The sequence below is a fragment of the Enterococcus sp. AMC1252 genome, assembly GCF_058216515.1.
In genome coordinates, this window is sequence record NZ_CM177097.1 from 258,360 (window position 1) to 282,124 (window position 23,765).

Here is a 23,765-nt window from a genome sequence, read left to right on the forward strand (position 1 = left end):
GCAAGTATATGAAAAAAATAGGCCTATTTGTTCTCTTACTCCTTTTGATTGTAGTATCGATTTTTGTCGGAGTGAAAGATATTTCTCTGACACAATTATTTCAATGGGACTCACAGCAACAATTAGTATTGTTAACCACTAGGCTGCCTCGAACGATTAGTTTGGTGATAGCAGGAAGTACGATCAGTATTTCTGGTTTGATCATGCAGCATTTAACACAGAATAAATTTGTCTCGCCAAGTACAGCGGGAACGATGGATAGTGCACGTTTAGGGATTTTAGTCGTAATGATTTTGTTTCCTAGTGCGCCGTTATTATTCAGATCGTTTATCGCATTCTTGTTTGCTTTTGGCGGCACATTGATTTTTATTTATTTAACACGCTTTTTACCCGCAAAAAATCAAGTGATGATTCCACTGATTGGTGTGATGTTTGGAAATATCATTGGTTCAGTAGCGACATTTTTTGCGTATCAATTTCAGCTCGTTCAAAATATGTCTTCTTGGTTACAGGGGAATTTTTCAACAGTGATGAAAGGCAATTATGAACTACTTTATCTAACAATTCCGTTATTGATCATTACGTATCTTTTTGCATATCGTTTTACGGTAGTCGGGATGGGGGAAGATATGGCAACGAATCTGGGGTTGAATTATCAGCGAATTCAGCTATTTGGTTTAGGGATCGTGGCATTATCCAGTGCGGTTGTCTTGATCATGGTGGGAAATATACCATTTCTAGGCGTGATCGTGCCTAACCTCGTATCCATGCGTTATGGCGATCATATGAAAAATACATTAGCAATCACAGCAGTCGGCGGAAGTATCTTTTTATTGGCATGTGATGTGTTAGCTCGTGTTGTGATCGCGCCTTATGAAGTGCCAGTCAGCGTCGTTGTCGGCGTGCTTGGAAGCTTTATTTTTATCGCATTATTGATGAGGAGGAAAACAGCATGAAAAAATTCTTCCAGTCATCCGCGGTGAAAATCATCTTATTATTGATTGCCGTGATTGTTGTTTGTGCCTTGTATCTATCCTATAAGACGTATGGGAATTGGGCTTTTGCTTTAGAGCTTAGAGGGAAAAAGTTATTAGCATTTGTTTTCGTTGGAGTCGCTGCTACATTTTCCACGATTAGTTTTCAAACGATGACGCAGAACCATTTTTTAACACCGAATATTTTAGGATTGGATTCATTATATGTTTTTATTCAGACTTTGCTGTTTTTCTTTTTAGGAGGTCAGCAGCTTTTAGGCAATGAAACGATTGCTACTTTTCTTTTGAATGTTTTATTGATGGTAAGTGCGAGTACGATGCTCTCTCGATTCTTGTTGAAAAAAGGCGGTAATGATCTGTTTCTATTATTGATGATCGGGATTATTTTAGGGACATTTTTCAATAGTATCAGTACGTTCTTACAAGTTGTGATGGACCCGAATGAATATGATTTGCTTCAAGGTAAATTATTTGCCAGTTTTGGTAATGTGAATAGCCAGCATCTGCTGATTGCGAGTATTTTGATCACGTTTTTAGTTGGCTTTTTATGGATAAAAAGTCATGCGTTGGATGTCTTGCATTTAGGGAATGAGCAAGCAACTAGCTTAGGGATCAATGTTCCGAGGTTTCAATTTATTTTGTTGACCGTTATTAGCGGGTTGATCGGGCTTTCAACCGCTTTGGTTGGGCCAGTGACATTTCTTGGATTTATTGTAGCAAATATGAGTTATCAACTAATGGGAACCTATCGACATCGTGAGTTATTCTTAGGTGGTAGTTTATTGTCGATTCTATTATTAGTATTTGGTCAGTTTCTTGTGGAGCAAGTTTTCCAATTGAATACGACGTTAAGTATTGTGATCGAATTTGGCGGCGGTGTTTATTTTGTCGGAAAGATTATTAGTGAAAGGAAGCAACGTAGATGATCGAAATCAAAAATGTTTCAAAAAAATATGGTGAAAAGATTGTTGTGTCAGAGGTTCAATTGCCGATTACAGAGCAAAAACTGACTGCTTTTATCGGTCCAAATGGGGCGGGGAAAAGTACGTTGCTTTCGATGATGAGTCGCTTGATTCCAAAAGATACTGGTGAGATTTATTTAGATCATAACGAAGTAAAAACTTGGAAACAAAGTGAACTATCTAAAAAGCTATCGATTTTAAAACAAACGAATGGTATCAATCTGAAAATTACAGTTAGAGAGTTAGTAAACTTTGGCCGCTTCCCCTATAGTAAAGGTCGTTTAAAAAAAGAAGATCATGAAAAAGTCGAAGAAGCAATGGAAAATCTTGGGTTATTGGATTTAGCAGATGAACTGATCGATACATTGTCAGGTGGACAATTACAACGAGTTTATATTGCGATGGTTTTAGCACAGGATACAGATTATATTTTACTAGATGAGCCATTGAATAATTTAGATATGAACTTTGCCGTTCAAATGATGCAGACTTTACGGCGTTTGGTGGATGAATTTGGTAAAACCGTCATCATCGTGTTGCATGATATCAATTTTGCAGCGAGCTATGCAGATGAGATCGTCGCAATGAAAGATGGGCGATTATTTACACATGGTAGTACGGATGATATTATCCAATCCGAAGTTTTGAATAAACTTTATGATATGAATATCCGAATTTGTGAGATCGAAGGAAAAAGATTTTGTATGTATTTTAACTAGAAAAGCGGAGTGAACCGTTTAGACCTCGAACACATAAGGAAAATGATGGACAGATGTTCTTTATCTTTTCAGCACTTTATCTATTTGTTGAGAGCTCTGGTTCGTGCAGCTAGATCACAAGAAAAGCGCAACACATAAGTTAATCTTAGCAGAAAAATTTTAAAAACTTTAATTAATTGGGGGAAATAAAATGAAAAAGAAATTTCTAGCAATTGCAACAGTTTCAATGATTGCATTACTTACATTAGGTGCATGTGGAAATAATGGGAAAACTGCTACAGATGGTTCGGCTTCTAAAGAATCAAGTTCAGATGCAGCGACAACGATCACAGTCAAAGATTCAAATGGTTCAGTAGAAGTTCCTAAGAATCCTAAAAAAGTCGTTGTTTTCGATAATGGTTCATTAGATACAATGGACGCATTAGGTGTAGGGAATACAGTTATCGGTGCGCCAACGAAAAATCTACCTAAATATTTAGACAGCTATAAAAAAGTAGAATCAGCTGGGGGAATCAAAGAACCAGATTTAGAAAAAATCAACCAACTAAAACCTGACCTGATCATTATCTCTGGACGTCAACAAGATTTCCAAGATAAATTAAGCAAAATCGCTCCAACGATTTATCTAGCAGTAGATGCCAAAGATACATGGAATTCTACGAAGAAAAATATCGAAACGTTAGCTGAAATCTTCGATAAAAAAGATGAAGCAAAAACAAAAATCGCTGATTTAGAAAAAGAAATTGCAGATGTTAAAGAAAAAGCGCAAGCAAGTGATGAAAAAGCTTTGGTTGTTTTAGTAAATGAAGGACAACTTTCAGCTTATGGTAAAGGTTCTCGTTTCGGTATCGTACATGATACATTTGGCTTCAAACAAGCGGATGATGCTATCGAAGCCTCAACTCATGGACAAAGTGTCTCATATGAATATGTTTTAGAAAAAAATCCAGACATCTTATTCGTGGTTGACCGTACCAAAGCAATCGGTGGGGACGATACGAATGATAATGTAGAAAGTAATGAATTAGTAAAACAAACAAACGCTGGCAAAAACGGGAAAGTAATCTCTTTACAACCTGACGTTTGGTACTTAAGTGGCGGTGGCTTAGAGTCTACACACTTAATGATTGAAGATGTACAAAAAGCGTTGAAATAAAAAACATAATAGACCTACATTCAAATTATCTGTCAGAAAATTGAATGTAGGTCTGTTTTTTTTTATAAGTAAATTGTAAGGTTTTTGTAAGCCAAAGTTCTAGCCAACCACTGGGAATGTGGATTTCTATGATACTATTATTGTTATAGTTTTATGAGGCTAAAAAGAGAAATATTCACAAAAAAATTAAAAGCGATTGATCAACACATTTTTCAATTCCTATATTGACGCTTCTTCGCCCTTTATGCTACAATCCTTATAATACATTATCTATTAAAATTAAATGTGAAGATAAGGAAAGTATTTTTCAGATAACTCAAAGAGAGTCTCGGATGGTGGAAAGAGACAGTGAATATGGGAAAGAAAATGGCCTTTGAACAAATTGATCGAACAAGTTAAGATCAATTCAGGTGCGCCTGTTATAGCGCCTCAGTATGATTGTACTGAAAGAGTGGACTTATTATTTAAGTCAATCGAAGGTGGTACCGCGAAAGTTTATAGCTCTCGTCCTTTTATAGGATGAGGGCTATTTTGCTATTCATCACTACACGCCAGAGTGGATGAAACAGTACAGGGCGTGCAAAGGGAGCAGGACAGTTTATTTTCAATATTCATAAACAAGGTAGGAGTAGTTAATGTATACAGATACTGAAGGGAGAAACAAAAATGAAGAAAAAATTATTAGTCGTAAGTGCAGTGATAACGGGATTATTATTAACAGCATGCGGTGGTGGTAACGACAAAAAAGAGACAACCAAAAACGAAGATGGGACAATCGCAGCTAGTCAAAAAATCGAAATCAGCTCACCAGCACCACTTTCAACATTAGATACAACACAAACAATGGACAAAAACACCTTTACGATCGTTCAGCATCTTTTTGAAGGGCTGTATCGTTTTGATGATGACAGTACACCGATTCCAGGATTAGCAGAAAAAGTGGATATCAGTGAAGATGGTTTAACGTATAAATTTACATTAAAAGATGGTATAAAATGGAGCAATGGTGAACCAATCACTGCTCAAGACTTCTTATATTCATGGAAAAAACTAGTAACACCGGCAACAATCGGACCAAATGCTTATCTATTAGACAATGTAAAAAATAGTAAAGCAATCCGCAATGGTGAAAAACCTGTAGACGAAATTGGTCTTTTAGCGCCAAGTGAAAAAGAATTTGAAGTAACATTAGAACAAGCACAGCCATCATTTTTAACGGTTGTATCGATTGGATGGTTGGCACCACAAAATCAAGCCTATGTGGAAAAACAAGGGAAAGATTATGCGACTGACAGTGATCATTTGATTTACAGTGGACCATTTGTGTTAGCTGATTGGGATGCTTCATCAGATACATGGACATTAAAGAAAAATTCTAAGTACTACGATGCAGATAAAGTAAAATTAGAAGAAGTTAAAGTCAATACGATTAAAGAAGAAAATACAGGAATCAATTTATATCAATCCAACGAATTGGATCTAGTGCGTATCAGTGGTCAATATGTTCAACAATATAGTGACGATGCTGGCTATATTACGCATTCGGATGTAGCTAATTATTATTTAGATTTCAATAAAAAAGAAGGAACTGCACCAGCTAACGTTCATCTTAGAAAAGCCATCGCTCAAGCTATTGACAAAGATTCTTTAACGAAAAATGTATTGAATGATGGTTCAAAACCATTAAATGGTTTGATTCCAAGCGACCTATACAAAAATCCTGATACTTCTGAAGACTTCAGGAAATTCAGTGGTGACCACTCGATATATGATGTGAAAAAAGCGCAAGCTGAGTGGGAAAAAGCCAAAATGGATTTAGGTGATAAAATCAAGCTATCCCTTTTAGTTTCTGATGATGATAACGGGAAAAAAATCTCTGAATATGTGCAAAGTCAATTACAAGAAAACTTAAAAGGTCTAGAAATCACGATCAATGCCCAGCCTAAAAACAGTGTCCTACAAACACGTAAAGATAAAAACTATGAACTTTCATTGTCTGGCTGGATTGCCGGTAGCAGTGACTTAGATTCTTATTTCAATTTATACGCTGGAGAATCTGCTTATAATTATGGCTCATATAAAAATACTGACTACGATCAACTAATCACTGATGCACGTACAGTTAATGCTAACAAACCAGATAAACAATTTGAGGATTATAAAAAAGCAGAAGATATTCTACTAAATCAAGAGGCAGCACAAGTACCGCTATATCAAAGTGCATCTAACTACTTGATCAATCCAAAAATCAAAGGAATCAGTTACCATCTGTATGGGGACTATTTCAATCTGAGAACAGCTTATTTAGAAAATTAATCAGTTTCACTAACTTGTTTGAAATGAGGAGTAAAATAATGAGTCGATTATTAGAGAGATTTATTCGTTACGTCAAAATCAATACACGTTCTGATGCAGCTAGTCAGACGACGCCAACAACGCAAGGTCAAGTGACTTTTGCAAGAATTATTGAAAAAGAATTAGTTGAAATTGGTCTTTCTGATATTCATTACAATGAGAAAAATGGTTTTTTAACAGCGGTTTTACCTGCAACCACAAATGAAGAGATACCGACGATTGGGTTTATTGCTCATTTGGATACAGCAGATTATAATGCTGAAAATATTCAACCAAATATCATTCAAAATTATAATGGTAAAGACGTTGTGTTGAATAAAAATCTAAAAATCATTATGAAGACAGAAGAATTCCCTAACCTAAAAGATTACACTGGTCAAACGCTGATCACAACTGATGGCACAACGTTACTAGGAGCAGATGACAAAGCTGGCATTGTGGAGATTTTAGATGCAGTCGAGTACTTACTAGCGCATCCTGAAATTTCTCACGGGAAAGTCTTACTTGCTTTTGGACCAGATGAAGAAATCGGACGTGGTGCAGACCTGTTTGATGCAGAAAATTTTCCAGCGGTATTCGCTTACACAGTAGATAGTGGAAGAGTGGGGTGTTTTGAATACGAAACATTCAACGCAGCTCAAGCTGTGATCAAGATCGAAGGAACTAGCGTTCATCCAGGTACGGCATATGGAATGATGGTCAATGCCATCAAATTGGGTGAAAAGATAGATGCCCAATTGCCAAAAGATGAAGTGCCAGAAAAAACAAAAGGTGATGAAGGGTTTTATTTACTAACAAAATTTGTTGGAAGTTTGGATCAGGCTGAGTTGACCTATATTATTCGTGATCATGATAAGGACCTTTTTCAAAAAAGAAAACAAGAACTTGCTAAAATCGTTAGTGAGTTAAACGGGACTTTCGATAAAGAACGAATCACGATTGATTTTCTAGATCAGTATTACAATATGAAAGAGATTATCAAAAAAGACATGACTCCCGTAGAACTTGCAGTCAAGGCGATGGAAAGCCTTAGCGTCAAACCTAATATACAACCATTTCGAGGTGGAACTGACGGATCAAAAATTTCATTTATGGGCATTCCAACCCCAAATTTGTTTACAGGTGGCGAGAACTTCCATGGTCAATATGAATTTATAACACTTGAAGCAATGGAATTAGCAGCAAAAACGATTGTCGAAATTATCAAAGAGAATGTTGAGAAATCAAGGGTTTGAGAAAAAAGTCAATTTTTATATAAAAAATAGTTGACAAGATTAGAATTTTCTAATATGATTGTCCTCAATAGCAAAGCTTTGAGAAAGAGGAGTAACAACACTGGAACTTTTCAGAGAGCTGATGGGACTGTGAATCAGTAAGGGATGGGTTGTGAATGGACTTTCGAGCGAAATGTTGAATCTCAGTAGGCATTTTCGGGAACTCCCGTTATAGAGTAAGGTCGTTGATAGACGACTGATAAGAGGAAAGAATTTCTTTCAAACTTGAGGTGGCACCGTGAATTTTCGCCCTCAAACCACAGATTTTGTGTGGTTTGGGGGCTTATTTTATTGTAAAGCGTGAAAAAAAGTGGTTTACAGTAAAAGGTGTGCTAAGAGGGAGAAGTAACTTTACAAGGGATCACTACACGCTCTGAACCAAATCGGTTAATAGTGGACAGAAGCTCTAAGGTTACTTAAAAAGAAATACACTTTTCATTGAGGTGGTACCGTGGATACTATTATTCGCCCTCGCAAAACAGATAAAGTTCTGTTTTGTGAGGGCTTTTTGCTGTGAATCACTACGACTGGCTATGCCAGAGTAGATGATGAACAGCACTTGGCGAGCAGAGCGAGAGAAGTAACGATACTAGGAATCACTACGACTGGCTATGCCAGAGTAGATGATGAACAGCACTTGGCGAGCAGAGCGAGAGAAGTAACGATACTAGGAATCACTACGACTGGCTATGCCAGAGTAGATGATGAACAGTACTTGGCGAGCAGAGCGAGAGAAGTAACGATACTAGGAATCACTACGACTGGCTTCACCAGAGCAGATGATGAACAGCACTTGGCGAGCAAAGCTTCATTACCAATGAATCACGCCACTGCATTTCAATTCTATCAAACATTAAAACAAAAATAGAAAAGAGGAAATCACATGCAATTGATCAAAGAAATCCAAGCAGATTATCTAACTGCGATATCTGCATTCTTAAGAATCCAAGGAAGCAACAAATGTCTTTTAGAAAGTATTCCTAGAGATAAAAGCAAAGGGCGCTACTCGATCATTGCTTGGGATGCCATTTCCGAAATCACTTGTTTCGGTCACAATCTAACGATCGATGGAAAGATGATTCCTACAAAAGATCCGCTAAAAGAAATCGAAAAACATGTCTTAAAAAAAGAAGAAATTTCAAGAGAACTACCTTTTCAAGGCGGAGCAATCGGCTATGTTGGTTATGACGTGATTGCTTGCTATGAAGAGTTGGGGCAACAACCGTTTGACGAGTTAAATGTTCCTGATATTCATTTTTATTTGTTTGATTCTTATTTAATCTTTGATCATGTGGGGGAAAAAATCTTTTTGGTAGAGGCCAATACTTATTCAAAACGTAGCGAAGAAGTACTAAAAAAAGCAATCGATCAAAAAATAAAAGAACTCCAAACACCAAGTAAAGAAGAGAAAAAAGAACTTAACTTAAAAAAATTGAATTATCAAAGCAACTTTACAAAAGCTAGTTTTGAAGAGGCCGTCACAAAAATAAAAGGCTATATCAAGCAAGGCGATTTATTCCAAATGGTTCCCTCACAACGTCTAACAGCTGATTTTGAAGAAGAACCGTTTGACTATTACCGTAGATTACGGGTCACCAACCCATCGACCTATCTGTATTTTTTAGATTTTGGTGAAACATATGTGATTGGCTCTTCACCAGAAAGTCTAGTCAATGTGAAAAATCAAATCGTAACAACAAATCCAATTGCCGGAACACGTAAACGAGGGCAAACAGTGGGACAAGATTTGAGATTAGAGCAAGAGCTACTCACCGATGAAAAAGAACGTGCAGAGCATTTAATGTTGATTGATTTAGGACGAAACGATGTAGGGAAAATTAGTGAAATTGGTTCTGTTGACGTTCCAGTTTATATGATTGTTGAAAAGTATCGCTTTGTAATGCACCTAGTCTCAGTTGTAACTGGAAAACTAAAACAAGAATTGACCGCAATGGATGCCTTAAAAGCGACGTTACCGGCTGGAACAGTCAGCGGTGCACCGAAAATTAGAGCAATGCAACGTATTTATGAAATCGAACCAGTCAAACGAAATATTTATGCTGGAGCAGTCGGTTACTTATCAAAAAATGACCAAGCAGACTTTGCCATTGCAATTCGTACGATGGTCATCCATAAAAATAAAGCCTATGTACAAGCGGGTGCCGGAATTGTATATGATTCTGACCCTACACAAGAATATGAAGAAACGCTACAAAAAGCGAAAGCACTTTTGGAGGTGGAACAATGATTTTATTGATTGATAATTACGATTCATTTACCTACAATTTAGCTCAATTACTTGGAACAGATCATGATGTAGTCATTATTAGAAATGATTCAGATGATATTTTCCAGTTAGCAGAACAAGCTGCAGCGATCGTGATTTCACCAGGACCCGGTACTCCAACAGAGACTGGTTATGTAAAAGAAGTGATTCAACAGTTCTATCGAATGAAGCCATTATTAGGTATTTGTTTAGGTCATCAAACCATCGGAGAAGTATTTGGCGCAAAAGTGATAACAGCAAAAGAAATTCGACATGGTAAACAGTCAGTCATTAGGATATACAAAGAGAGTAAACTGTTCGAAGGGCTGGATTTTGAAAGTTCTGTGATGCGTTATCACTCTCTGGTCATCGAGCCCAAAACAGTGCCGGAAGAATTTGTTATCACAGCAATAGCTACAGATGATCAAGAAATCATGGCAATCGAACATCAAGAATATCCTGTCTTTGGTCTTCAATTTCATCCAGAATCGATTGGAACGCCAAGTGGAGCTGTAATCATCAAAAATTTTATCCAACGAATGGAGGAAATCTGATATGCAAGAACTGTTTGAGAAAGTATATAGTAATGAACATTTGACGCGTGCGGAGGCAGAGCGAGTAGCTGAAAAAATTTTTGAAGGTCAATTAACGGACAGCCAAATCGCCGCCTTTTTAACAGCATTAAAATGCAAAGGCGAAACAGCAGAAGAGATGGCAGGAATTGCGGAGACGATCCAGAGAAAAGCTGTGATGATTGATTGTCAAAAAGAAAATGTGATGGACAATTGTGGAACGGGTGGAGATCAATCAGGTAGTTTCAATATTAGTACAACAGCGGCGTTTGTTTTAGCTGCGGGGGGTGTAACGGTTGCCAAACACGGTAATCGCAGTATTTCTGGTAAATCAGGTAGTGCAGATATTTTTGAGTGTTTAGGCGTTGATATCAATCTTTCGTCAAAACAAACAAGTTTTATCCTGAATAAAGTGGGACTGGCCTTTCTATTTGCTCCACACATGCATCCAAAAATGAAATATGTCATGAAAGTACGCAAAGAGCTAGGAACACCGACGATTTTAAATTTGATTGGGCCATTAACAAATCCAGTTTCACTGCATTCACAATTAATGGGTACTTATCGTCGAGATTTATTGGAAGAGACCGCAAAAACCTTGAGTGAATTAGGGCGAAGTCGAGCAGTAGTCGTCAATGGAGGTGGTGGATTGGATGAAGCTTCCCTTGCCGGAACGACACATTTTGCATTGCTAGAAGATAAAAAAATCACGATGCATATGATCGAACCAGAAGAATTTGGTTTTACTCGTTTTCCTTTAGAAGCTATTCATGGAGGGAACGCTGAACAAAATACAGAGACATTGTTATCTATTTTAAAAAACCAAGCCAGCCCTTATTTAGATACCGTTTTATTGAATGCTGGATTAGGATTTTTCAGTAATGGCAAAGTGGGAACGATTCAAGAAGGAATTGTATTAGCAAAAGACTGTGTGGCAAGCGGAGCGGCGTTAGATAAGCTCGAACAATTGATACAAGTACAAAAGGAGGTTGTATAAGATGGACTTTCTAGAAAAAATTATCAATTCAAAACAAGAGGAGGTAAAAGAGATGCCGCTAGAAGTAACGCAACCGCTTCGAGAAACATATTCATTTTACCAACAAGTCAAAGACCAGCCTAAAAAAATGCATATTATTGGAGAAGTCAAACGAGCTTCTCCATCTAAAGGAGCAATCAATTTATCAGTCAATATTATTGAACAGGCCAAAGCCTATGAACAAGCAGGTGTTACTGCTATTTCAGTATTGACAGACGAGCAGTTCTTTAAAGGATCGATCGAAGACTTACGCCAAGTCGCTGCACAGGTGAATATCCCCGTTTTATGTAAGGATTTTATCATTGATGAAAAACAACTGATTCGAGCAAGAAATGCAGGTGCAACGATGGTACTATTGATTGTTGCAGCATTACCCAAACAAAAGTTAGAAGAACTGTATAAAAAGGCCACTGAACTTGGTTTAGAAGTCCTTGTGGAAGTCCATGATGAACAAGAGTTAAGGTGTGCAGAAGAATTATCGGCACACTTGATCGGTGTAAACAATCGCAATTTGAAAACATTTAATGTTTCACTAAGTGTTAGCCAAATATTAGGTAAAAAACAGAAAACAGACGCGATACATATCAGTGAGTCTGGGTTTTCAGCGAGTGAACAAGTCAAACTGGTAAAAGAAAATTATCAAGCCGTTTTGGTTGGGGAAGGGTTGATGAAAGAAAATGATCCTAAAGAAAAAGTCAAAGAACTGCAGGTCTTGCGATGAAAGTTAAAATTTGTGGGTTAAAAACCAAAGAACATGTTGAGCTAGCAGTGAACTCTGGTGTAGATTATCTTGGTTTTGTTTTTGCAGATAGTAAACGCCGAATTACTCCAGAACAAGCAAAAAAAATCACGAGAAATGTACCAAAAGAAGTTAAAAAAGTAGGAGTCTTTGTTTCACCAATTCAATCGGAAGTAGAAGCAATCATCCAACAAGTTGGGCTAGATATGGTACAGCTTCATGGTGTGCTAGCGACAGAACGTTTTTCTGTTCCTGTGATCCGAGCAATATCAGTTGATGGAGTGGGACAAGAAAAATGCATTAAAGAAACAACAGCAGAATTTTTGCTTTTCGATGCACCACCGCAACAATTTGTCGGTGGCAACGGTGAAGTTTTTGATTGGCAGAAATTAGACACCAGCTCTATCAAAAATAAAAAAATTATTATCGCTGGTGGCCTAACACCAGAAAATGTCCAACGAGCTAAACAAACTTTTAACCCTTATGCTGTTGATGTATCCAGCGGAGTTGAAACAAACGGAGTAAAAGATCCTAAAAAAATCATCGCTTTTCTAAAAGAATCCAGCTAGCTTCATAGGTTAGGTTCTTGAGAAAAAGATACAAATGGAATGTGACAAAAAGCGTCACAGTCAATTTTTCCTATTTTCTTGTCGAACCAAAATGAGCCTATTCAGCTTTTATATTATCTAGCTTCATAGGCTAGGTTCTTGAGAAAAAGATAAAAATGGAACGTGACAAAAAGCGTCACAGTCAATTTTTCCTATTTTCTTGTCGAACCAAAACGAGCCTATTCAGCTTTTATATTATCTAGTTTCATGAGTCAGTATCTCGGAAAAAAGATAAAACATGAATGTGGTAAAGAGCACCACTTTCATGTTTTCCTATTTTTCGTCGATACTAAGCGACTCATTCAGCTTTTATTACAAGGAGGAGAATTATGTATAATCAACCAAACCAAGGTTTTTACGGAGATTTCGGTGGACAGTTTGTTCCAGAGACATTGATGTATGCCGTTAAGGAATTAGAGGATGTTTATGAAGCGTCAAAGACAGATGAGGTATTTCAAAATGAGTTAAATTACTACTTGAAGCAATATGTAGGACGAGAAAATCCATTGTATTTTGCAGAACGTTTAACAGATTATGCAGGCGGTGCAAAGATCTACTTAAAAAGAGAAGACTTGAATCATACTGGTGCTCACAAAATCAATAATACGATCGGGCAAATTTTACTAGCAAAAAAAATGGGCAAGAAAAAAGTCGTCGCAGAAACAGGAGCAGGGCAACATGGTGTAGCCACAGCTACAGTGGCTGCTTTGTTCGGAATGGAATGTACGATTTTTATGGGAGCAGTCGATGTGGCTCGCCAATCATTGAATGTGTTTCGGATGGAGTTGTTAGGGGCAAAAGTTGAAAGTGTGACTTCTGGAAGTAAAACGTTAAAAGATGCAGTCAACGAAGCACTACGTTTTTGGGTTGCAAATGTTGAAGATACACATTATGTAATGGGGTCAGTTTTAGGTCCTCATCCGTTTCCAGAAATTGTGAGGGACTATCAGAGTATTATCGGACTTGAGGCTAGACGTCAATTTTTAGAAGTTGAAAACAAACTGCCTGATGCTGTTATTGCTTGTGTTGGAGGTGGCAGTAATGCGATGGGGATTTTTTATCCGTTTATCAATGATAATGTTCCACTGATTGGTGTTGAGGCGGCTGGTTTAGGCTTAGAGACGGAGGCTCACGCTGCATCTATCAATAAAGGAAAAACAGGTGTACTTCATGGGGCAATGATGAAACTGCTTCAAGATGATGATGGACAAATTTTAGAAGCTTTTTCGATTTCAGCGGGTCTTGATTATCCAGGACTTGGCCCAGAACATTGTCATTTAAATGAAATACAAAGAGCCAGTTATGAGTCAGTCACTGACCAAGAAGCGCTAGATGCTTTTAAAATTTTATGTCAAACCGAAGGAATCATACCAGCTTTAGAAAGTGCCCATGCTGTTAGTCATGCACTAAAGGTTGCAAAGGAACTAGGATCAGACAAGCAAATCATTGTGTGTCTTTCAGGTCGTGGTGATAAAGATGTCCAGCAAATCAAAGAGTTAGTTGAACAGGAGGATACGCAATGAAATCATTAACAAGACAACTGAAGCAAAAGCAACAAGATAATGAAACGATTTTCGTACCTTATATTATGGCAGGAGCGCAAGGGCTGGATCAATTAGCTGATGAAATCCAATTACTGACAGAGGCTGGAGCTAGTGCAATTGAGTTAGGTGTTCCTTTTTCAGACCCAGTTGCAGATGGTCCAGTAATCCAAGTGGCTGGTCTAAGGGCATTAGAAAATAATATCACGTTAAGAAAGATAGTCCAACAGTTAAAACAAATCAAAACCCCAACCCCTTTAGTGATCATGACGTATTTTAATCCGATTTTTAGCTATGGTTTAGAAACGTTTATTCAAGATCTAGAAAAAACCAATGTTTTAGGTTTAATTATTCCCGATTTACCTTACGAACATCAAATGTTATTAACGCCATTACTAAAAGACAGTGATATTTCGTTGATCCCATTGGTTGCTTTAACTACACCAAAAGAGCGAATTCCAGAATTAGTGGCCGCCGGAGATGGATTCATTTATGCGGTAGCTGTTAATGGCGTGACAGGAATTGGTCGAGAGTATCAAGAAATAGTGGATGAGCATTTATCTTATATTCAACAAGTCAGTGATAAGCCCGTTCTTGCAGGATTTGGTGTGTCCTCTAAAGAACACGTAGATCGTTTTAGAAAAAGTTGTGCTGGCGTGATTGTAGGCAGTAAAATTGTCCAGCTCCTTAGTGAAGGAAAGCAAGAAGAAGTCAAATCCTTTATTCAAGAAGCTGTCCAGAATGAAGTTTAAAATTTTTCGCATTTCCCCTTGCCACTGGGTAGTTATTTCTGTAAAGTAGTATGAAAAGCAGGTGTAATTATGGAAATTCTTATCAATCGAAATTTAGTTTTTGCACAAAACCAAAATTTAGAAACAGATCGCTTAAAGCTTCGCCCAGTAACGTTAAGTGATGCTGGTGATATGTACGAATATGCATCGGATCAAGAAACTGTCAACTATGTTTTCCCACTCCATCAGTCATTGAAGGATACAAAAGAAAGCATCTCTAATTACTTCATGTCAGCGCCATTTGGAAAATATGGTGTGGAATTAAAAGAAACAGGAAAACTTATAGGAACGGTCGATTTGCGTGTTGAAGATCAGCATAATATTGCAGAAATCGGCTACGCATTGAATCGAAACTATTGGGGCAAAGGGTTTATGCCGGAAGCGGCTAGTGAAATCTTACGCTTCGGTTTTGAAGAATTACAATTGATGCGGATTTTTGCAACCCATGATATCGATAATCCTAAATCCGGTCGGGTAATGGAAAAAATTGGCATGAAAATAGAAGGCAGGATCCCAAATGCTCGTATGTGGAAGGGCAAAATCGTGACAGATGTGATGCTTGGTATCACATTAGAAGAATGGCAGAAATTACATCGTTAAATTACAGAACAGCTCAGAGGAGAAATGATGACATGTTGATGTTTACTGAAAAAGATTTTGATGTCTTTACAATAGAAGGACTAGATCCAAGAATGGCTGGTATTCGTTCAACGATCCAACCAAAATTTCAAGAGTTAGATGATTATTTTGCTGAAAAATTGGGGGAGAAACTAGAAACAGAATTTTTTGTCCATATTGCGCAACACCGACGTAGAACTGTTTATCCACCAGAGAATACTTGGTCAGCATTAAGTCAGAAAAAACGTGGTTATAAAATGGAAGCTCATTTTCAATTAGGCATCTGGCCAGATTATCTTTTTATGTGGCTATCACTGATCGATAATCCTAAAAATGAAAAAGAAATTGCACAAGCTTTTTTAGAAAATCAAGCATTATTTGAGCAATTGGATGATGATTTTTACTTGTCTATCGATCATACACAACCTGAAATCGAATGTTTAAATAAAGCGGATTTGGTGAAACATTTGACTCGTTTTCGCGATGTGAAAAAAGGGGAATTCCAAATTGGTCGGATCATTAGAAAAACGGATGATTTGTTGAATGATCCTGAAAAGGCACGTGAGTATATGTTGAAGACGTATGAGGAATTAGTCCCACTGTATCAATTAGCAATCAATCTGCAACGGGTGTAATAAGATTAAAATGTTAAAAGAAAACGAGTTTGGGACGTAAGTCCTAAGAAGCGTAAAATAGAAGACCAAAAAATCATTTTTATGATTTTCGGTCTTCTATTTTTTAGATTATGGGGAGAATCCACCTTGGTTATCCGCTTATTGAGACTATATTTCCTTAAAGTTACGACCATTAGCGCAAACCCAATTTCACTGTGCACCTTTTGTTTTACTCGAACAGAGAACCGATTGAACTCTACAGAAAATACAGATTGCGTGTAGGCACACAAAATCATCTTCATCATCATTTCTGGATGATAAGAAGAAGGTCCCGTTTGATGGTGAAAAGAAAGAAATCGTTCCCTAGAAATATTTTCAACTAATTGATCAATCGCAAAGGCAATATCATTTTTTTCTAATTGAAAGCTAAAATCTAAAGGAAGAATGACTTGATTTGTGTAGTTACTTTTATTTTAGCAAAGGTGTTCTTGTTTTTGTACAAAAAAATCCAGATACCAATCCACTTAACTGGTATCTGGATTTTTCATTAGGACTTGTGTCCCAAACCCTTTAGTCTATTTATTTTATAAAAAATGATCTGATAATCAGGAAATCACGCTGTTACTGTACGCCAATCTTGTCTAATGGATAATATCGGAAATAAACAACGCCTACGATATCATCTTCATCCACAAAACCAAAATAACGACTATCATCAGTTATTCGGCGGTTATCTCCCAGTACAAAATATTTCCCATCAGGAATAACAGTTGCGGGTCCAGCTTCACTATTTTCTAAAGTAAAATCAGCGGTCAAAGGTAAATTGTCATCAAGAGCTGCTTTAAATTCATCTAAATAAGGTTCATCATATTTTTTATCATTGATATATAATTGATCGTTTTCCATTCGAAGAGTATCTCCAGGTAACCCGACAATACGTTTAACAATGCGCTTACCATCTCGTGGACTCGGGAAAGTTGCCACATCAAATCGTTTGGGACTGATTAAAGAAGTTTGCCATAAGCGATCAGACTCATGATAAGTCGGCTCCATTGAACTACCAACTACTTCCACAGGTGTCAAGACGAACTGTCTTAAGAAAAGTGTGAATAATAAGATTGCTGCAAATTGCATGATTGTATAAAGCGTTCCGTGTTTCTTTTTCATAATTAAACTCCTTTTTACTTATTGTTTATTTTAGTATATCAGAATAACTGTGAAAAATTAGAAGAAAAATAGAAGGATTTGGGAATTTTTTAAGACAATTGTAAAAGCAGATGTTTTGTTGTCAGTTCTAAATTTTGCTATACTTTTTATAGAACTTATCGTTTGATAAGGAGGAGGGGAATTATGTTTTTAGCTTGGAATGAAATAACTCGTTCAAAGTTACGCTATGCATTGATTATCAGTGTCATGTTTTTGATTTCTTATTTGGTCTTTTTTTTAACAGGCTTAGCATATGGCTTGGCAGAAGATAATCGAACTGCTGTGGATAAATGGCAAGCAGATGGGATCGTATTGTCGGATGAATCAAACACCAATATTAACATGTCCATGATTCCAATCAAATCAATGGATAAAGTTGAAGCACAAGAAAAAGCTTCATTAGGACAAACTGCTGCTGTTATTCAAGTAGATGAGAAAAATACTGAGAAAATCAATGCCAGCTTTTTCGGTATTAACAAAAGTGAATTTTTGATGCCTACTATTGTTGAAGGAAAAGCTTTTATGAATGAAAATGAAACGGTTGTGGATAACAGCTTGAAAAAAGAAAATGGCATCAAACTTGGAGATATCATAAAATTAGCTGGCAGTGATAAAAAACTTGAAGTTGTAGGTTTTACAGATAATGCCAAATTTAATGTTGCGCCAGTGTTATATGTCTCCACAAATGCTTTCCAACAAATTCGTTTTGAAAAATCAGATACTTCAGAGAATGCTCGAGTGAACGCAATCGTTTTTCGAGCAAAAGATGGAGCAGTAAAAAATGTTCATATAAACGATGACGGATTAACTCGTTATAGCATCACAACGTTTATCAATAAATTACCAGGGTATAGTGCCCAAGTGTTGACTTTTGGTTTTATGATTGGATTTTTGATCGTGATTGCTGCAATCGTCATCGGCATTTTTATCTATGTCTTGACGATGCAAAAAGCAAATATTTTCGGTATTATGAAAGCCCAAGGTATCTCTGGTTTTTATATAGCTATTTCTGTGATCGTTCAAACCTTTATTTTAGCATTTTTGGGGATAACATTAGGATTGCTAGGTACGGTTGGAACCTCATTAGTACTTCCAACAGCAGTTCCATTTCAAACAAATTGGGTATTCTTCTTGTCGATTGGCGGAATAATGTTGGTTGTTGCAGTTTTAGGCGCATTGTTTTCAGTTCGGACGATCATTAAAATCGATCCGTTGAAGGCAATTGGCTAGAAAGGGGCTAGTTTAAAATGAAGGCAATTGAATTTTTAGCTGTGGATAAACAGTTTTTAGATGGAGATACAACAATCGAAGCGTTGAAATCCACAGATTTTTCTGTGGAAAAAGGTCAATTTGTTGCAGTGATCGGTCCCAGTGGTTCAGGAAAAAGTACCTTTTTAACGCTGGCTGGTGGCTTGCAAACTCCAACAAATGGCGAGGTTAAGATAAATGATGAAGCATTTAGCAAAGAAAATGAGAAAACACGCTCTAAAATTCGCTTCTCAGAAATTGGGTTTATTTTACAAGCGTCAAATTTAGTCCCATTTTTAACTGTGGAAAAGCAATTGCGTTTGGTGGATAAGGTAAAAAAAGAAAAGACTGATGTGGATAAAGTCAATAAGTTGCTAACAGAGCTAGGAATTGAGACGTTAAAGAAAAAATATCCTGATGAAATATCTGGAGGAGAACGTCAGCGGGTAGCAATTGCACGTGCGTTATATAATGATCCGTCAATTATTTTAGCGGACGAACCTACAGCAAGTTTAGATTCAGATAGGGCGTTTGAAGTTGTAAAAATATTATCGAGAGAAACGAAAGAAAAAAATAAAGCGACGATCATGGTAACTCACGATCAACGCTTGATTGAATATTGCGATGAAGTATTTGTGATGAAAGACGGCGTGTTGGAAAAACAATGAACCTAAAAAAAACCTTGTACAGCAGAAGCTGTACAAGGTTTTTTTCCAAAAGATCCGTGAGAATCTTAAAGTTTTTGGTTGTAGTATTCAACGACAAGAGCTTCGTCGATATCAGGGTATAATTCATCACGTTCTGGTAAACGAGTGAAGCTACCTTCTAATTTTTCAGTGTCAAAGCTTACGAATGCTGGACGTCCAACAGTTGCTTCAACCGCTTCTTTGATTGTTACTACGTTTTGAGATTTTTCACGAACAGAAATCACTTGACCCACTTCAACGTGGTATGAAGGGATATCTACGCGTTTGCCATCTACAGTAACGTGACCGTGGTTAACTAATTGACGTGCTTGACGACGAGTAGTTGCAAGACCTAAACGGTAAACGACGTTATCTAAACGTTGTTCTAGTAAGATCATGAAGTTAACACCGTGTTTACCTTCTTTGATCTTGCTTGCTTTAATAAACAAGTTAACGAATTGACGTTCGTTCATACCGTACATATGACGTAATTTTTGTTTTTCAGTTAATTGCATACCATATTCAGAAACTTTACCACGGCTGTTTGGTCCGTGTTGTCCTGGTTTGTATGGGCGACGTGCTAGTTCTTTACCAGTTCCTGATAGAGAGATACCTAGACGACGAGAGATTTTCCATGATGGTCCTGTATAACGTGACATTAAAAATTCCTCCAATAAAATAATTTTTTTTGGAGTAAAATAATCTTCTGAAAAATTCATATTCGTTCAGTTCATTCTTCAACCTTCGCCCTTTGCAGCCGTGGGTTACGCAGTTGAACCTGAAAAGAAAAGCTGATAAGGCGTGTTCAAAAACGAGTGATAAGAGGAAAAATTGTTGTGACAAGTATTGTCACAATGATTTTTTAGGTTATCATCAAGTTTTTAGCCTTAGAAGCTAGACATCAATCAAGGCAATGAAATGTTGACGAGTCTATTATTTTTCTGCTGCATTATTTTACACAAAGTATAGTATAGCGCAAAACAAGGGATAACTCAAGCTTTTTCTTGAGTTATCCCTTCAATAAACTACCAACCGCCAGAAGCACCTCCGCCACCGGAAGATCCGCCACCGAAAGAACCCCAAGATGAACCTCCACCGCTGCCAGATGAGTCGTTATCTGACCAGTTGCTAGAATTATAGTTAGAAGCTAAAAAAGCAGTCGTTAAAATTTCGCCATTTCCTGAATATAGGGTATCACCAATTAAAATTCGACCAAATGCTTTTTGCTGGGCAGCTGGATTTTTTAATAATTTTCCTCTGGCGATCGCCCGACGTAAACTTCTTTTTGATAAAATCAAAAAAGTTCCGCTTAATAGAATATAATAAAAATCTGTTTGTTTCATTTTTTGTTGCAAGAATTGAGGATCGTTTGGATCAATTGATCTAGAGTAATTGGACATCTGTGCTAGATATTCATTGTAGGCTTGTTTCAAAGTGCCTTTTGCACGAATCAATTTGATGATAAAAAACAAACTAAATATTATGAGGGACAACAATAAGATGAATAAGCCCCAATGAGAAAATTTAGCTGAACTTTGTTCCGCTTTGACTTGATTGATTTTAGAATCCACTAAAGCGGTTTTAGTATTCATCAATGCAAATACTTGGTCGACTACTTGATTTACCCCATCTGCATATCGTTCGTCTTTAAATGCATCGACTACGTCATCATCATTAATGATGTTATTTGCTGTGCCATCGGGAATCAAGCCTTCCAAGCCATAACCAACCTCTAAACGAAACTCTCGATCATCTAACGCAATCAAATATAAGATGCCGTTATTTTCGTCCTTATTACCAATTCCTAGCTGGTTAAAGATTTTATTCGCATAGGATTCGATATCTTCACCGTTGGGCAATCTTCTGACTGTTACGACTTCCAATTGGGCACCATTAGTGCTAGCAGCCAATTGTTTATTCAAATCGTAGATTTTTTTCTTCATTGAACCATCTAACATAGCCGCATTATCTGAGATGAAAATGTTATTTTTATTGATGACTAAATTGCTATTAGTACCTTCAATTGAGACAGAATAATTGTTTTCTTGTTGAGGATACTCTTTTAAATGATCTAAGTTTTCTTGTAAAACAGTATCAAACGATTTTGTTGCTTCTACCACTTTGCCAGACTCGATATCTGTCCGTTCTTGTTTAAGAGTTTGTAATTGTTGATCATAAGACGCCATCTTCTCAGGATAACGGGTATCTGTTATAAAAAACGAACTGAAAAAAAAGCCGCAAGAGAGAAGAACGCATAATAAAATGACAGTGAAAAGTTCATTCCTTCTTTTTAATGAACGATAGTGATTAACAATTCGTTGATTTAATGATGGTTGATTATTTTGACTTGATCTAGACATCAGACTCATCCCTTTCATTCAAAGCTGATATAAAGCATCTTTTTGCATGCTCATCAAATGTAAAATAGCTTTCAATTATTAACAAACATTTCTTCTCCTTCATTCCACATACAACTCCCTTTACATGATCAAAGTACTCATACTACCATTTTACCATTTGATCGAGAAAATTCATCGTACTTCAGGTTGATTTTTACTCTTTTTAAGGCTTTTTCTCAATGATGAGAAGTGTTGAAAATAAGCAATAGCTGAAAATTAGATAGATTGTGATATAATTAAAAGAATAAAGAGATGCCGAATGATTCCTTGTAATGAAGGCTTTTTATTTGTCGTGCTATGAAAAAAAGTGTTACTTTGTGTGAAAAAGCACTAGACAAAACCCTTGTAGGTCTTTAGAATGATAAAGGATGTTTTTTGAAAATTTTAGATGAAAACGAATTGAAAAGGAGAAACACAATGAAACCTGTATCGCCATTATTTGAGCAGATCGACAAATCAATCAGTAAAAAAATGAACTTATTCCAAAGTAGTTTTATGCGTTATGCTTTTCGTGCTATGTTGGCTTGTATGTTTTTAACATTAGGAACGGCAGTGGCTTTTGCGATTGCAATGAAAGGTGAAGATATTGTACATGGACTAGGCAAAATGCTTTATGCGTTTATGTTTAGTTGGTCACTTGTTATGATTCTTTATATGAATGCTGAGTTAGGAACATCAAATATGCTTTATATGACAGTCGGTGTTTATCGGAAAAAAATCAATGTGTCATTTGCGGCAAAAATTTTATTTGCTTGTATCTTCTTCAACTTAGTCGGTGGTGTTCTTTTCGGATACTTGATTTCTTTGACTGTTCCTTATCAAGATCTGGCATCAGATAGTTTCTTCTTCACTTCGATTGCTGGTAAATTAAATAAAACGACAACACAGATTTTAGTAGAAGGTATTTTTGCAAATATCGTAGTAAACACAGCCGTGTTAGTAAGTATGCGAATGAAAGATGATGCGGGTAAAGTTGCGGCAATCATTTTTATCATCTTTATCTTTGCTTTCTTAGGCTATGAACACGTTATCGCCAACTTCCCTGCGTTTAGCTTAGCGTATTTTGCTTCTCATGGAACAATGGCTGCAATGACAGTCGGCAGCGTAGCACACAATCTATTCTTTGCCTTGATCGGTAACTTTATCGGCGGGGGCTTAGTGATTGGCTTGGGTTATGCTTGGTTGAACAATGCAGATACAACTTATTTAGATTAAACATTTTAGAAGCTGAGACGGGATATCCGTTTCAGTTTTTTTGCTGTTCACAGCTCATTGAAGTAAGATATAGAGAAGATAAGAAAAGGAGTAATTGAATGAATGAAGTAGTTTTTCCGAGAAATAAAGAAAAAGCTAGTCAAATGGCGGCCTATATGAAAAATTTATTTCCTTTTGCAGGTGTTGCCGCACCAGAGCGGGCAGTACATGAGAAAGAACTGTTGAAAGCCAGTAAAAAACGACCATTTGATGAATTATTTGAGTTAGTTGATTTTTACTATCATAAATCTGAACGGGAATATCAGTACTTGGCGATCGATTTAGCAACAGTTAATGTTAAACGCTTATCTTTGGCGGAAGTTTTACGCTTCAAACCTTTTGTAATAGACAAAGCTTGGTGGGATAGTGTTGATTCTTGGCGTAAGTTTTTTGGTCTTTGGGGATTTCATCATTTAGACGAAATGCCCCAGTTATTTGAAGCGTTTTTTGGAGAAGAGGACTTCTGGCATAGACGTATTGCCATCAATTTGCAATTGTTATATAAAGAAAAAACAAACACAGTGTTATTGAAAAAAGCTATTATTTATGATAAAACTACAGATGAGTTCTTTATTCAAAAAGCAATCGGCTGGTCGTTGCGCCAATATAGTAAAACGGATCCGAGCTGGGTCCAAAGGTTGATTCAAACGACCGAATTAAGCCCATTAGCCGTTAGAGAAGGCAGTAAATATTTGCCAAAATCATAGAAAGCGAGCGGATTATCAC

The 23,765-nt window shown here is 36.8% G+C and carries 23 protein-coding genes, 1 pseudogene and 2 other annotated features; of the genes and pseudogenes, 20 read left to right on the forward strand and 4 right to left on the reverse strand.

What is annotated here, in order from left to right; translation table 11 throughout:
* Nucleotides 1-8: 8 nt before the first annotated feature.
* The 16 genes from fitA (at nucleotide 9) to AC4BB5_RS01225 (ending at nucleotide 16,267) form a co-directional block, all read left to right on the forward strand.
* Nucleotides 9-956 (forward strand): iron chelate ABC transporter permease FitA, encoded by a 948-nt coding sequence (fitA, locus tag AC4BB5_RS01150; RefSeq protein WP_490457624.1) that lies wholly within the window; start codon nucleotides 9-11, stop codon nucleotides 954-956.
* On the forward strand, nucleotides 953-1,921 hold the full coding sequence (gene fitB, locus AC4BB5_RS01155; RefSeq protein ID WP_490457625.1) for an iron chelate uptake ABC transporter family permease subunit FitB: 969 nt from the start codon (nucleotides 953-955) through the stop codon (nucleotides 1,919-1,921). The genes fitA and fitB overlap by 4 nt, the downstream gene beginning before the upstream one ends.
* Nucleotides 1,918-2,676 (forward strand): iron chelate ABC transporter ATP-binding protein FitD, encoded by a 759-nt coding sequence (fitC, locus tag AC4BB5_RS01160; RefSeq protein ID WP_490457626.1) that lies wholly within the window; start codon nucleotides 1,918-1,920, stop codon nucleotides 2,674-2,676. Before fitB ends, fitC begins: the two co-directional genes overlap by 4 nt.
* 190 nt (nucleotides 2,677-2,866) lie before the next feature.
* Nucleotides 2,867-3,832 carry an iron chelate ABC transporter substrate-binding protein FitD gene (gene fitD / locus AC4BB5_RS01165; RefSeq protein WP_490457627.1) on the forward strand — a complete coding sequence of 322 codons (966 nt, stop codon included), beginning with the start codon at nucleotides 2,867-2,869 and terminating at the stop codon, nucleotides 3,830-3,832.
* Nucleotides 3,833-4,111: 279 nt separating this feature from the next.
* Nucleotides 4,112-4,347 (forward strand) — a binding site (T-box leader).
* A 151-nt stretch (nucleotides 4,348-4,498) separates the two neighbouring features.
* On the forward strand, nucleotides 4,499-6,148 hold the full coding sequence (locus AC4BB5_RS01170; protein ID WP_490457628.1) for a peptide ABC transporter substrate-binding protein: 1,650 nt from the start codon (nucleotides 4,499-4,501) through the stop codon (nucleotides 6,146-6,148).
* Nucleotides 6,149-6,171: 23 nt separating this feature from the next.
* On the forward strand, nucleotides 6,172-7,422 hold the full coding sequence (gene pepT, locus AC4BB5_RS01175) for a peptidase T (protein ID WP_490457629.1): 1,251 nt from the start codon (nucleotides 6,172-6,174) through the stop codon (nucleotides 7,420-7,422).
* A 69-nt stretch (nucleotides 7,423-7,491) separates the two neighbouring features.
* Nucleotides 7,492-7,718 (forward strand) — a binding site (T-box leader).
* A 302-nt stretch (nucleotides 7,719-8,020) separates the two neighbouring features.
* Nucleotides 8,021-8,329 (forward strand): hypothetical protein, encoded by a 309-nt coding sequence (locus AC4BB5_RS01180; protein WP_490457630.1) that lies wholly within the window; start codon nucleotides 8,021-8,023, stop codon nucleotides 8,327-8,329.
* Between the two features lie 15 nt (nucleotides 8,330-8,344).
* Nucleotides 8,345-9,709, forward strand: a complete 1,365-nt coding sequence (gene trpE, locus AC4BB5_RS01185; protein ID WP_490457631.1) for an anthranilate synthase component I — start codon at nucleotides 8,345-8,347, stop codon at nucleotides 9,707-9,709.
* A complete protein-coding gene (locus tag AC4BB5_RS01190; RefSeq protein ID WP_490457632.1) occupies nucleotides 9,706-10,281 on the forward strand; it encodes an anthranilate synthase component II in 576 nt (191 codons plus the stop codon). Before trpE ends, AC4BB5_RS01190 begins: the two co-directional genes overlap by 4 nt.
* A gap of 1 nt (nucleotide 10,282) precedes the next feature.
* Nucleotides 10,283-11,296, forward strand: coding sequence for an anthranilate phosphoribosyltransferase (gene trpD, locus AC4BB5_RS01195; protein WP_490457633.1), 1,014 nt, complete (start codon nucleotides 10,283-10,285; stop codon nucleotides 11,294-11,296).
* Between the two features lies 1 nt (nucleotide 11,297).
* Nucleotides 11,298-12,056, forward strand: coding sequence for an indole-3-glycerol phosphate synthase TrpC (trpC, locus tag AC4BB5_RS01200; RefSeq protein ID WP_490457634.1), 759 nt, complete (start codon nucleotides 11,298-11,300; stop codon nucleotides 12,054-12,056).
* A complete protein-coding gene (locus AC4BB5_RS01205) occupies nucleotides 12,053-12,643 on the forward strand; it encodes a phosphoribosylanthranilate isomerase (RefSeq protein WP_490457635.1) in 591 nt (196 codons plus the stop codon). Before trpC ends, AC4BB5_RS01205 begins: the two co-directional genes overlap by 4 nt.
* Nucleotides 12,644-13,011: 368 nt before the next feature.
* Nucleotides 13,012-14,205: a tryptophan synthase subunit beta gene (gene trpB / locus AC4BB5_RS01210; RefSeq protein ID WP_490457636.1), complete on the forward strand. Its 1,194-nt coding sequence runs from the start codon at nucleotides 13,012-13,014 to the stop codon at nucleotides 14,203-14,205.
* Nucleotides 14,202-14,975 (forward strand): tryptophan synthase subunit alpha, encoded by a 774-nt coding sequence (trpA, locus tag AC4BB5_RS01215; protein WP_490457637.1) that lies wholly within the window; start codon nucleotides 14,202-14,204, stop codon nucleotides 14,973-14,975. Before trpB ends, trpA begins: the two co-directional genes overlap by 4 nt.
* A 69-nt stretch (nucleotides 14,976-15,044) precedes the next feature.
* The gene (locus AC4BB5_RS01220) at nucleotides 15,045-15,614 is read left to right on the forward strand and encodes a GNAT family N-acetyltransferase (RefSeq protein WP_490457638.1); all 570 of its coding nucleotides are present in this window, start codon (nucleotides 15,045-15,047) and stop codon (nucleotides 15,612-15,614) included.
* Nucleotides 15,615-15,646: 32 nt separating this feature from the next.
* Nucleotides 15,647-16,267: a DUF1054 domain-containing protein gene (locus AC4BB5_RS01225; protein ID WP_490457639.1), complete on the forward strand. Its 621-nt coding sequence runs from the start codon at nucleotides 15,647-15,649 to the stop codon at nucleotides 16,265-16,267.
* A gap of 239 nt (nucleotides 16,268-16,506) precedes the next feature.
* Here the strand turns inward: AC4BB5_RS01225 and AC4BB5_RS01230 are convergent.
* Both AC4BB5_RS01230 and lepB read right to left on the reverse strand, forming a co-directional pair.
* A pseudogene (locus AC4BB5_RS01230) lies at nucleotides 16,507-16,692 on the reverse strand (transposase); the annotation flags it as partial.
* A gap of 175 nt (nucleotides 16,693-16,867) precedes the next feature.
* The gene (gene lepB / locus AC4BB5_RS01235; protein ID WP_490457640.1) at nucleotides 16,868-17,413 is read right to left on the reverse strand and encodes a signal peptidase I; all 546 of its coding nucleotides are present in this window, start codon (nucleotides 17,411-17,413) and stop codon (nucleotides 16,868-16,870) included.
* Between the two features lie 183 nt (nucleotides 17,414-17,596).
* Here lepB and AC4BB5_RS01240 point away from each other — a divergent pair, with 183 nt between their 5' ends.
* Both AC4BB5_RS01240 and AC4BB5_RS01245 read left to right on the forward strand, forming a co-directional pair.
* Nucleotides 17,597-18,682, forward strand: a complete 1,086-nt coding sequence (locus AC4BB5_RS01240) for an ABC transporter permease (RefSeq protein ID WP_490457641.1) — start codon at nucleotides 17,597-17,599, stop codon at nucleotides 18,680-18,682.
* A 17-nt stretch (nucleotides 18,683-18,699) separates the two neighbouring features.
* Nucleotides 18,700-19,368 (forward strand): ABC transporter ATP-binding protein, encoded by a 669-nt coding sequence (locus AC4BB5_RS01245; protein WP_490457642.1) that lies wholly within the window; start codon nucleotides 18,700-18,702, stop codon nucleotides 19,366-19,368.
* 65 nt (nucleotides 19,369-19,433) lie between these two features.
* Here AC4BB5_RS01245 and rpsD read toward each other — a convergent pair whose 3' ends face one another.
* Nucleotides 19,434-20,045, reverse strand: a complete 612-nt coding sequence (gene rpsD, locus AC4BB5_RS01250; RefSeq protein ID WP_025870165.1) for a 30S ribosomal protein S4 — start codon at nucleotides 20,043-20,045, stop codon at nucleotides 19,434-19,436.
* Between the two features lie 366 nt (nucleotides 20,046-20,411).
* Nucleotides 20,412-21,746 carry a TPM domain-containing protein gene (locus AC4BB5_RS01255; protein ID WP_490457643.1) on the reverse strand — a complete coding sequence of 445 codons (1,335 nt, stop codon included), beginning with the start codon at nucleotides 21,744-21,746 and terminating at the stop codon, nucleotides 20,412-20,414.
* Between the two features lie 456 nt (nucleotides 21,747-22,202).
* Between AC4BB5_RS01255 and AC4BB5_RS01260 the strand changes: the two genes are divergently transcribed.
* Together AC4BB5_RS01260 and AC4BB5_RS01265 are read left to right on the forward strand one after the other, a co-directional pair.
* Nucleotides 22,203-23,000, forward strand: a complete 798-nt coding sequence (locus AC4BB5_RS01260) for a formate/nitrite transporter family protein (RefSeq protein WP_490457644.1) — start codon at nucleotides 22,203-22,205, stop codon at nucleotides 22,998-23,000.
* Nucleotides 23,001-23,098: 98 nt separating this feature from the next.
* Complete coding sequence (locus tag AC4BB5_RS01265) at nucleotides 23,099-23,746, forward strand: DNA alkylation repair protein (RefSeq protein WP_490457645.1); 648 nt, start codon at nucleotides 23,099-23,101, stop codon at nucleotides 23,744-23,746.
* Nucleotides 23,747-23,765: the final 19 nt, after the last annotated feature.